A 475-nucleotide genomic window follows, 5' to 3' on the forward strand; every position below is an offset into this window, starting at 1 on the left:
CCGGTTCCGCTTCTGATGGTTTCGGGGTCTTGGTAGTAGGTCCCGTCACGCAGCATCGCGTAGAGGGTGTCCAGGCGTCTTCGGGCTAGGGCGATGACGGCTTGTTTATGGGTCTTTCCTTCGCCGCGTTTCTTCTCGTAGTAAGCCCTGGATGGGTGGTGGTGCAGGGCTGCGAAGGCGCTGTTGAACAACGATGATTTCACTCTCTTGTTCCCGCCGCGGTTGGCGTATTCACCTCTGATCGAGGTCCCGGAACGCCTGGTGGTCGGCGCGATCCCCGCATATGAGGCCAGGTGGCCTGCGGTCTTGAAGTCCTTACCTACGACTTCGGTGAGGATCCTAGCGGCGGTCCTGACCCCGATTCCGGGCATCGAGGTCAGGACCAGGTGAAGAGGGTGGGCCTCCACCAGGGCATCGACCTGGGCCAGGACCTGCTGACGCTGTGAGTACAGGTCCTTCAGCTGCCCGGCGAGGA

The 475-nt window shown here is 61.7% G+C and carries 1 protein-coding gene; it reads right to left on the minus strand.

Features of this window, described 5'->3' with window-relative positions:
- Positions 1-475 (minus strand): transposase (locus HGQ17_RS14910; protein WP_168888737.1); only part of this gene is annotated, 475 nt, incomplete at both ends.

Source organism: Nesterenkonia sedimenti, from assembly GCF_012641515.1.
In the GTDB taxonomy this organism is placed as follows: domain Bacteria; phylum Actinomycetota; class Actinomycetes; order Actinomycetales; family Micrococcaceae; genus Nesterenkonia; species Nesterenkonia sedimenti.